Annotated in this window: 8 protein-coding genes; 4 read left to right on the forward strand and 4 right to left on the reverse strand. The window is 70.1% G+C overall.

The window, feature by feature from the left end; all coding sequences use genetic code 11:
• Positions 1-1,316 (reverse strand): DUF222 domain-containing protein (locus tag Pph01_RS15615; RefSeq protein ID WP_204073811.1); only part of this gene is annotated, 1,316 nt, incomplete at its 3' end.
• Between the two features lie 468 nt (positions 1,317-1,784).
• Here Pph01_RS15615 and Pph01_RS15620 point away from each other — a divergent pair.
• The gene (locus Pph01_RS15620; protein WP_204073812.1) at positions 1,785-2,684 is read left to right on the forward strand and encodes a LysR family transcriptional regulator; all 900 of its coding nucleotides are present in this window, start codon (positions 1,785-1,787) and stop codon (positions 2,682-2,684) included.
• Between the two features lie 5 nt (positions 2,685-2,689).
• On the opposite strand, the gene Pph01_RS15625 is transcribed toward Pph01_RS15620, so the two are convergent.
• Both Pph01_RS15625 and Pph01_RS15630 read right to left on the reverse strand, forming a co-directional pair.
• Positions 2,690-3,421 carry an MBL fold metallo-hydrolase gene (locus Pph01_RS15625; RefSeq protein ID WP_204073813.1) on the reverse strand — a complete coding sequence of 244 codons (732 nt, stop codon included), beginning with the start codon at positions 3,419-3,421 and terminating at the stop codon, positions 2,690-2,692.
• A 24-nt stretch (positions 3,422-3,445) separates the two neighbouring features.
• The gene (locus Pph01_RS15630) at positions 3,446-4,942 is read right to left on the reverse strand and encodes an Nramp family divalent metal transporter (RefSeq protein ID WP_204073814.1); all 1,497 of its coding nucleotides are present in this window, start codon (positions 4,940-4,942) and stop codon (positions 3,446-3,448) included.
• Between the two features lie 228 nt (positions 4,943-5,170).
• On the opposite strand from Pph01_RS15630, the gene Pph01_RS15635 reads away from it, so the two are divergent.
• Together Pph01_RS15635 and Pph01_RS15640 are read left to right on the forward strand one after the other, a co-directional pair.
• Complete coding sequence (locus tag Pph01_RS15635; RefSeq protein ID WP_204073815.1) at positions 5,171-6,001, forward strand: putative RNA methyltransferase; 831 nt, start codon at positions 5,171-5,173, stop codon at positions 5,999-6,001.
• A 114-nt stretch (positions 6,002-6,115) separates the two neighbouring features.
• Positions 6,116-7,876 carry a S9 family peptidase gene (locus tag Pph01_RS15640; RefSeq protein ID WP_204073816.1) on the forward strand — a complete coding sequence of 587 codons (1,761 nt, stop codon included), beginning with the start codon at positions 6,116-6,118 and terminating at the stop codon, positions 7,874-7,876.
• Here the strand turns inward: Pph01_RS15640 and Pph01_RS15645 are convergent.
• Positions 7,851-9,293, reverse strand: a complete 1,443-nt coding sequence (locus tag Pph01_RS15645; protein WP_239116729.1) for a PP2C family protein-serine/threonine phosphatase — start codon at positions 9,291-9,293, stop codon at positions 7,851-7,853. The genes Pph01_RS15640 and Pph01_RS15645 overlap by 26 nt on opposite strands.
• A gap of 245 nt (positions 9,294-9,538) precedes the next feature.
• Here Pph01_RS15645 and Pph01_RS15650 point away from each other — a divergent pair.
• On the forward strand, positions 9,539-10,364 hold an 826-nt coding region (locus tag Pph01_RS15650; protein WP_204073817.1), incomplete at its 3' end, for a HAMP domain-containing protein.

Here is a 10,364-nt window from a genome sequence, read left to right on the forward strand (position 1 = left end):
ATCTCCCACACCGGCAGCAGCTGCCCGGTCGCGAGCAACAGCCCAGGCACCAGACGATCCACCCGCTCACCCAAGCCCGCCCACCCGGCGGCCTCGTCCACTGGCTCGTCCTCCGCCCCCGGATCAGGCCCTGGCGCCCAACCCGGTGCGTCGTCTGATCTCAGCCCTGAGCTCGGCCCAGGCTCTCGCTCTTCCCCAGGCGCCGGTCCCGGTGCGTCGTCTGGTCTCAGCCTCGGCTCCGGCTCGGCCCTTGATTCCGGGGCTGACTCCGTCTGGGGCGCGTCTCCTGTGGCCGGCTCATGCTCTTGCTGCGGGTTGCCGGTCTTCCGGCCCGTCTTAACGGGGTGGTCATCGGGCAGGGACTCGGCGTTGACCAGCACCAGCAACTCGGTACTGATCTGCTGCTCCAGCAACGCCATGAACGCATCCGCGTTCCGCACCCGCAACGGCCGCTCATCACCCTCCACCTTCGGCCGTGCGTAGGCGTCCAGCAACGCCCGCAACCGCGCCGCCGCCTCCCGTGGCAACCGGAACTCCCCCTCCAGCCCACCTGAACCGGTCGGCCGCACCCGCAAAAACCGCCGCCCGTGGTCAGCCTCGGACTCCTTGTCCGCCTGCCCCGGATCCAGAACCTCCCGCAGATACCGGCCCGCCCGAGCCACCTCACCCGCAGTCGCCCGATCCGCCAACCCCACCAAAATCGGCTCAGCCACCCCCGCCTGCTCATCACTGAGCCCACTCGTCGCCGCGCAAATCGCGGCAACCTGCCCCTCACTCAACGACCCCTCAGCAAAACGAGCCCGCACCACCGGCAACCGAGCCAACTCCATCGCCAAACACACCAACGACGACGCCGACCCCGAACTCATCCCACAACCACCGCGCAACCAAGTCCGCGTACTGGCATGGCCATGCGCCCTCGCCTCACCAGCGCCATGCACCCGACCCACCCGCGCCGCGATCGCCGAAATCAACCGATCCCGCGCGTACACCAACTCCTCCACCTCGGCCAGACACACCGCCGCCGACTCCGGCACCTCCACCCCGGCCAACTCCACCGCGACCCGCCGAACCTCACCCACCACCACCCACGAGGGGCGGCCAGCCGGGCCGTCATCGCCCTGATCAGCGGACGAAGACCCACCATTGGTGGTCTGCTCATCGGCGGGATCGAAGTGACGAGCAGACGAACCATCCGACCACCACCCCGACGAACGACCCACCCCAGACACCCAATCGCCACCCGCACCCGGCGCCCGCCCCACCGGATCAACGATCTCGAACAACTCCCACCCCCGGAAATACGATTCGAACACCTGTATGAATCATTTCACGGAAATGAGCGCCGAGACAACTAGTACCAGTGAGTAGTTAGAAAAGAAGTGCGAATGATAAACCCCATTTGTCCAGCTTGATCAAACGGCGACAATTATTCGATACGCACCAAAAGGCGTTTATCGATCAGGCGTTTTTGCATAGAAAAGCGCACGAAATGCGCAACGCGAACGAGCGGCTCGACTCAGTGCCGCCTCACCCCGAGCGCCGCCTCACCACGAGCACAGCCTCCTCCCGAGGGCCGTCTCACCCCCGGGGCCGTCTCACTCCGAGCGCCGTTCGCGCCCACAAGCGCAGACCAACGATCGGGAGCTCTCCGCGCTATCGCCCTCTGATCAACACGCCGCACGTGGAGCCGCACGCACGGGGCCCCGCAAGTCGCCGATCGGGGCACCCCAGTCCATCACCACTGCTTATGGATCGGCAGCGATGGCCGGTCATACTGGAGCATGGATTCCGGGCCGCCGCTGCGCGACATCGGCTGCTTCGCCCTCGTCGCGCGGCACCTGAGCTTCTCGCGCGCCGCGACCGAGCTCGGTGTCTCACAACCCGCAGTGAGCCAGGCCATCGGGAGGCTCGAACGGACCCTGGGCGTCCGCCTCTTCGACCGGACCAGCCGTGACGTGCGGCTGTCACACGCGGGCAAGGCGCTGCTGCCGGACGCGGAGGCGCTGCTGCAGGCCGCCGCGAGGTTCTCCGCCGAGGCGGCCCGCCTGGCCGTACCGGCCGGTCCGACGATTCGCCTGGCCTATCCCTCGCTCGTCGGGACGCTGGCGGCTCGGATCGCCCGGCGTCTGGCCCACCGCAGGCCCGCGATCGACGTGGAGCTGCTCGCTTCCGGCCGGAGCGACTCCCTCACCGCACTGGCACAGGGAGAGGTGACCGCGGCCATCGTCGGGACGCCGTTCCCCCTGGGATTCACGACTGCCGCCCGCTTCCATGTGCCGGTGGCGCATCTGGCCGTCCCGGCAGGCCACCCGCTCGCCTCCAAGTCCCGCCTGCGGCTCGGTCAGCTCGCCCGGCAGAGGATCGTGGTGCCGCGTAACCGCCCGCCGGGTGGGATGTGGGCCAGGGTCGCCGCCATGCTGCCCGGCCCCGATCAGCTCCACGTCGTCGCCGGCGACCTCGACGACTTCGCGGCCGCGCTCGACCTCGTGGCGGCGGGAGCGGGCCTTCTGCCGACGCCGTCCCTGCTGGTCGGCTCGATCCGCCGGCACGACGTCCACTTCGTTCCGCTCGAGTCGGCAGAGCTCCGGATGACCTTCGGACTCACCTGGGCAGGCGAGCGGCCCTCTCCCGAGTTGATGGCCCTCGTCCAGGCGACCCAGGAATGCCTCTGGACGAGGTGATCGCCCTATCGCACCGGGACGAACGCCTGAGAGAAGTGGCCGGGAGCGATGACCGCGGCGCGGTCGAGGAGGGCCGAACGGCTCACGACCGCACGCTCCGGATCCTCGTCGTACGCGTAGTGGATCGTGGGGTCGGCCAACTGGACCGGATGGAGCACGGCGTCGCCGGTCACGATGAGGTCGCCCACCTCCACGCACTGATGCCCCGGCGTGTGACCCGGGGCGTGCACCACGCGAACGCCAGGCAGGAGGCTCGCGTCGCCGTCCACGACCTGGATCGAGTCCCGCAGCGGCTCGACGACCTGGCGGCGCATCGGATCGCCCACCCAGTCGAGCTCGGTCCGCTGGATCACGTGGCGGGCGTTCGGGAAGACCGGCACGCCGTCCTGGACACATCCGCTCGCGTGGTCGCTGTGCAGGTGGGTCAGCACGACGACGCCCACGTCAGCCGGGCCGACGCCTGCCTCCGCCAGTTCCGCGAGCAACCGGCCGGGCACGGGTGCCCACCCGGCCGCGGGCGAGTCCGTTCCGCCGATCCCGGTGTCCACCAGGACCGTACGGCCTCCTGCCCGCAGCAAATAGCAGTGGAAGTGGAGCACCCACTCGGCGTCGTCGGCGAAGGAGCCGCCAGGGAACAGTTCGGGCAGCGGCTTCCTGATGCGCTCGCCCATGGGCCCGACGGCGTCGCAGACGGGGACGATCTCGACACCGGTCACGATCTTCGGCTCGTACGGCATCGCCCCACCCTAGAGCGCCCGCCCCTAGAAGGTCACGAGCGGATCTCCGATGAGGTCGGCGACGAAGTTGACGAAGAAGAACCCGAAGAACAGGAAGTTCAGCACCAGGATCACCTGGTGGTACCAGCGGGACCGCGCTGCGCGGGGCAGCCTGCGGTTGAGATAGATCAGCAGGAACGGATAGAACAGCGCGCCGAGGTTCGACATGTTCGCCGACCACTGGACCAGACTCACCGGAAGCGCCAGGTGCAGGATGATCGCGATGATCACCATCAGCACCAGCATGAACGGGTAGTAGAACCGCCTCGGGTCCCCCTCGACCATGGCCCGCAGCCGGGGGCTCGTGGCGTGCGCCGCGTCGGTCGCCACCCGGACCATGCCCTCGAAGATCCCCAGCTGGGTCGAGAAGAGGATCAGCACACCGAGGACGAGGGCGATGTAGAAGAGCACCCTGCCGTGCTCCTGCTCCAGCGCGCTCGCCACGAAGGTCGGCACGTTGGCCTGGGTGGGCGTCTTCCCGCTGATCTCCACGGCGCGCGCCATCAGGATGGTCGGCAGCAACATGCCCAGGATGGCACCGACGAAGAAGATGCCCCACATGTCCGTGAGCAGCAGGCGGTACCAGCGACGCCACCGGGTGCTGTTCGCGGGGTCGTCGGGGAAGGTGACGCCGCTCGCCAGCATCTGCGTGCGCCCGCCGCGCATGCCGGTGATGTGGCCGACCCGATACCCCATTCCGTAGCCCTTGTCGCGGTAGTGGCCCATGACGTACCAGTTCAGACCGGACGCGAGCGCGGTGAACCCGGCCAGCGCGCCGAGCTGGGTCGCGGTGATGCCGGCGGGCGGCGCGGCGGGGGTGACGAATCCGCGGATGCCCTCCCACCACTGGCTGAAGGGCACAACGAACAGGTCGATGAGCACCAGGGCGGCCAGGATCGCACCGACCATCACCCAGTTGGCCAGCTCCAGTGCGCGGCTGATGCGTCGGGCGCTCGCCGTGATGAGGAAGACGAGCAGGAGCAGGGCGATCGCCCAGATGCGTGGCTCCTCTGCTCCGGCGGGCGGCACCTCGCCGTGGACGAGCGCGTAGACGCCCTGGCCGGCGGACGCGGCCCAACCACCCGCTATGAACGCAAATATCACGATGAAGACGGAAAGCGGGACCCATAACAGGTAGCCGGGAGGCACCCGTCCCCAGCCGACCACCGGCGCCTCTCCCGTGGCCATCACATAGCGCGAGCACTCGATGTTGTAGAAGGTCTGGAGCACCGCCGAGACGACGATCACCCATCCGACTCCGACGAACCCGTACTGCCCGACGGCCTGGGGCCCGAGCAGCCACTCGCCGCTGCCGATGGAGATGCCCAGGGCGATCAGGCTCGGACCGAGCGCGTACTTGAACAGCTCCTTCGGGCCGATCCTCCGTACGCCGAAGACCTCCTCGGGCTCCGGGAGGTCGTCCACCGCGAGATCGGGACGGCTGACGCCGAGCGGCCGGGTCTGCCCGACTTCCTCTTTCATGAGGGCCTCCTGGGACGATGACCCCCGAATCGATGACCCCCCGGATCAACACTGACTACCTCGATCATGATTCGTGACTGGTGTCATGACAAGACATCGATGTGATCTGGATCACGCCGGATCCTCACCATGTGAAACACAATCTGAAACACAATCTGAAACGCAGTGCGAAAGACCGTGCGCATACCGCGTCACGAGACGGTCACCGGGACGGGCGATGATGGACGGATGCTCGCCGACGTCATCGATCTCCTGCTCTGCCCGGTCTGCGGCGGCCGGCTGACTCTTGCGCCCGGCACGGTCCGCTGCGACGGCGGGCACGCCTTCGACGTGGCACGCCAGGGATACGTGAGCCTGCTGACCGGATCGGCGGCACCGGGCACGGCCGACACCCCGGCGATGGTCGCGGCCCGCGCGGACTTCCTCGACGGAGGCCACTTCGCGCCGCTCGCGGACGCGGTCGCGGCAGCGTGCGGGGCGGCGGAGGTCATCGCGGACGCCGGGGCCGGCACGGGCCACTACCTGTCACGGGCACTCGACGCCGCGGCGGCCGGGGCGGTCGGGCTCGCGCTCGACGTGTCCAAGCACGCGCTCAGGCGGGCGGCCCGGGCGCATCCCCGCATCGGCGCCGTGGTGGCCGACGTCTGGCGGCCCCTGCCCGTCCGGGACGCGAGCGCAGACGTGTTGCTCAACGTCTTCGCACCGCGCAACGCCGCCGAGTTCGCCCGGATCCTGAAGCCGGGCGGCACGCTGGTGGTCGTGACCCCCGCCGCGGGCCATCTCCGCCCCTTGGTCGACCGCCTCGGCCTGCTCTCCGTTGACGCGGACAAGGAGCGGCGGCTCGGAGAGACCCTCGCGGGACGGTTCGACCCGGTTGCGCAGGACGATCTGGAGATCCCGCTGGCGCTCGGGCACGAAGCGGTCGAAGCGGTGGTCAGGATGGGACCGAGCGCCTGGCACACCGAAGGCGACGCCCTCGCGAAGAAGATCGGGGAACTGCCCGACCCGGTCCACGTGACGGCGTCCTTCCGGTTGACCACCTGGGTGGTACGGAAGTGACAGGAGGGTCTTCTGACGGGAAATTCCGCGCGAACATCCACGATTTGTCGGCCATTTTCCACTTGTCCGGGACATACTTGACCGCAACCCCGCCATAGGACAGGGGAGGGCCGCATGAAGGCCGAGGAACGCTGGCAGTCCAGGTTCCGGGCACCACGCACGACCCTGCCGATGTGGGCACGCCAGGCGCCGCATCGCGCCGTCTACCGCAGCAACGCCTCCGGGGCCTGGGAGATTTACGCCTGGGACCGTTCCACCGGCCAGGCCCGTCGGGTCACCGACCGGCCCAACGGCACCTCGTACGGCGCCGTCGACCCCACGGGGAACTGGATCTGGTGGTTCGCCGACACCGACGGCGACGAGTTCGGCGTGTGGATGCGGCAGCCCTTCTACGGCGGTCCCGACATCCCGGTGCCGATGCCCCCGGGGAACCCCTGCGGCCTCGGTCTCGGGAGCAACGGCGTCGCGGCGGTCGGCCGATCCTCTCGCGGCGGCTTCGACGTCCTGGTCACCGATGGCGAGGGAGAGGCCGTCCCGATCTACAGCCATGACGAGTTCGCCGCGGTCGTCGGCATGTCCCTCGACGGATCGCTCATCGCGATCAACCACAGCGAGCACGGCGACGCCCTGCACCCGGCCCTGCGGGTGCTGAAGACCGACGGCCAGGTCGTCGGGGAACTTCACGACGGCACGGGGAAGGGCGTCACCGGCATCCGGTTCGCCCCGGTTCCGGGCGACCGCCGGATCCTCGTCCTCCACGAGCGCCGCGGCCGCCGCGAGCCGCTCGTCTGGGACCCGGCCACCGGTGAGCAGCGCGAGATCTGGCTGCGGGTGCCCGGCGAGATCACCTCCGACTGGTACGACGACGGCCGCGCGCTGCTGATCATGCACAGTCATCGCGGCCGCACCGAACTGCTGCGGTACGACCTCGCCGGTGGGGGTCTCACGCCGATCGAGAGCCCGCACGGCGTGATCGAGGCCGCCGCCCCGCGCCCGGACGGCTCGGTGGAGTACTCCTGGTCGAGCGCCGCCCACCCCCCGGTGATCAAGTCGAGCAGCGGGCACGTGGTCATCAGCCCCGGGCGCACGCCTCCGCCGTCCGTGCCGCTCGAGGACATCGACGTGGACGGACCGGGCGGGCGCATCCACGCCCTGGTCTCCCGTCCGGAGGGGCTCGTCCCGCCGTATCCGACCGTCTTCCTGTTACACGGGGGGCCCGCGGCGCAGGACGACGACTCCTTCCTGCCCCCCGTCGCGGCCTGGGTCGACAACGGCTTCGCCGTGATCCGCGTCAACTACCGGGGATCCGTCGGGTACGGCTCGGCCTGGCGGGACGCTCTCCACGGCGACGTGGGGCACATCGAGCTGGCCGACGTCGCCGCCGTCCGCGACTGGGCGGTCGACCGCGGCATCGCCGATCCGGATCGGCTGGTGCTCTCGGGGTCGTCCTGGGGCGGCTACCTCACCCTGCTCGCTCTCGGGACCCAGCCCAAGAGCTGGGCGGCGGGGATCGCCGCCGTGCCCATCGCCGACCACGCGGCGGCCTACGAGGACGAGGCCGAGGGGTTGCGGGCCGCGCATAGGGCCCTGCTCGGCGGTTCCCCCACGGAGGTGCCCGAGAGGTACGCCGCGTCCTCCCCGATCACCTACGCCGACATGGTCCAGGCGCCCCTGCTGGTCCTCGCGGGCGAGAACGACCCCCGGTGTCCCATCCGCCAGATCGAGAACTATCTGAGCGCGCTCGCCGACCACGGCCACGAGGCGTCGGTCTACCGGTACGACGCCGGCCACGGTTCGCTGGTCGTGGAGGAGCGCATCCGCCAGATGGCGGCCTCGCTCGACTTCGCGGTCAGGGCGCTCGCAGGACGAGGATAGCCAGGTCGTCGGCGCTCGGCTCCGGCGCGAAATCCTGTACGGCACGGCGGATCCGCTCGGCCACGGCGCGGGCGGACAGGTCCACGCATTCGGACAGGAGCTTGGCCAGCCCTCCCTCGTCGTCGAGCAGTCGTGAGCCCGAGCGTCTCTCCGTCACGCCGTCGGTGACCCCGAGCAGCACGTCTCCCGGCGCGAGGTGGACGCTCTCCTCGCGGAAGTCGGCCTCGGGGAAGACGCCCAGCAACGACTGGGGCTGGGCGACCGTGTCGACCACACCGCTCGGCCGCAGCCGCAGCGCCTCGGGATGCCCGGCGGAGACCAGGCTGACGTCGAGCCCGTCGGCCACGCGGGTGATCTCCCCGTGCAGCAGCGTCAGGAACCTCGCCCGCTCCCCCTCGTCGAGGATGGCCTGGTTCAGCCGGTCGACCACGTCGGCCACGCCGTACCCCTCGCGGGCGAGCAGGCGGAGGGTGTGCCGCGCGAGGCCGGTGACGGCCGCGGCCTCCGGGCCGGTGCCGCAGACGTCTCCGATGGCGAACCGCCAGACCCCCTCACGCATGGGGAACAGGTCGTAGAAGTCGCCGCCGACCTCGTTGGTCTCACCCGCGGGCTCGTAGACGACATGGGAGTCCAGGCCGGGCGTCTTGGGCTCCTCCGGCGGCAGCAGGCTGCGCTGGAGCGCTCGGTTGGCCGCCGCCTGCTGGGCGTACAGGCGGGCGTTGTCCATCGCCAGCGCGGCCCGGCGGCCGAGGTCCTCCGCCAGTTGCAGGCCCTCGTCGGGAAAGCGGTCCCGCCGTCCCAGGCACATGATCCCCAGCCGGCGGCCCCTGGCGGTCAGCGGAAAGGCGAGCGACTGCCATTCGCCCATGTGCAGCACCGCGGGGCCCTCGCCCGAGGGCATCTGGGTCTCGCCCAGGAGGTCGCGGAGCGCGTCGATCTGGGCCTCGTCGGCGTGCCAGAGGTAGGCGGGCCGCAGCGGCCCCGACCCGTGCTCCGCCGTGTAGACGGCGCACCAGGTGGCGAGGCGGGGGACCACGATCTGCGCGATGATCGCCGGGACCATGTCGGGGTCGAGGGTGCCGGCGAGCAGATCGCTGGCGTCCGCGAGGAAGCCCAGCCATCCCGGACCGGCGGTCGTCTCCGCGACCCATTCGTCGCCCATGCCCGGCGCGCCCCCCGGCAGGTCGATCCGGGCCCAGCGGGTACGGGTCGACGCGGTGAAGGTCACCCCCCAGGCGACGGCGTCGGCGGGCGGGCCGTATGCGGTCGAGCCGGACTTCTCCCTGACCTCGACCTGGACGGACTCGCCCTGGTGGATCCACACGACGTCGAACGGCTCGCCCGAGACCTCGGCCACCAGATCACGCGCCAGGCCTTCCGCCTCGGCGCTCACGGACATGACGGCCCATGCGGTCATCACTTCGCGAGTGAACCGCACGGCAGCTGGTACGGCCGTCTCTCCTGGCGCGAACGACGCGGCCAGAACGGCACGAGGGGTACTTGTCACCGCTTCCGTGCTTACCACAGATCCGTCTGACCCGGGGTAAAACAAGGGGGCACCCCGCGCCACGGAACGTGACAGACTGGCAAGGAGTCCGCCCCCCGAAAGGCCGCTGTGCCTCACCTGCGGCGCTAGAACCCCCAAGGGGTGAAGGAGGCCACATGTCGCCCGTCGGCGTTGAGCTGGCCGGAACGGAACGGTCGTACACCGAGTCCGATCTCGCGCCAGTTCTGGAAACCCTCATCATGTGGCGCGACGGCGACTTCCGCCGGCGCGTCCCGCACGCGCCCCCCGGGATCCTCAGCGAGATCCGCCTGCTCCTCAACGAGGTGGCGGACCGGCGTGAGCACCTCGCCAACGAGCTGACCCGGGTCCGCCGCGAGGTGGTGAAGGAGGGCAGGTTCAACGAGCGTCTCACTCCGGGCCCCGGCGTCGGCTCGTGGGCAGAGGGCGTCGGCTCCGTCAACGACCTGATCGACGCGCTGGTGACGCCCGTGAGCGGCGCCGCCGACGTGATCGACGCGGTGGCGAAGGGCGATCTGTCGATGCGGATCGACCTCGACCGCAGCGCCAGGGGCGAGGTGCGCCGGCTCGGCAAGGCGATCAACGGGATGGTCGACCAGCTGGCCCTGTTCACCTCCGAAGTGACGAGCGTTACCCGGGACGTCGGCACCGAGGGCAAGCTCGGCGGGCGGGCGAACGTGCGCGGGATGTCCGGGAGCTGGCGCGATCTCACCGAGTCGGTGAACACGATGTCCAGCCGCGTCTCGGCCCAGGTGCGCGACATCGCCGAGGTGACCACGGCCGTCGCCCGGGGCGACCTGAGCCGCAAGGTCACCGTCGACGCGGTCGGCGAGATGTTCGAGCTGAAGAACACCGTGAACACGATGGTCGACCAGCTGTCCGCGTTCGCGGAGGAGGTCACCCGAGTCGCCCGCGAGGTCGGCACCGAGGGCAAGCTCGGCGGCCAGGCCCAGGTGCGGGGGA

It is taken from the genome of Planotetraspora phitsanulokensis (assembly GCF_016863295.1).
Classification (GTDB): Bacteria; Actinomycetota; Actinomycetes; order Streptosporangiales; family Streptosporangiaceae; genus Planotetraspora; species Planotetraspora phitsanulokensis.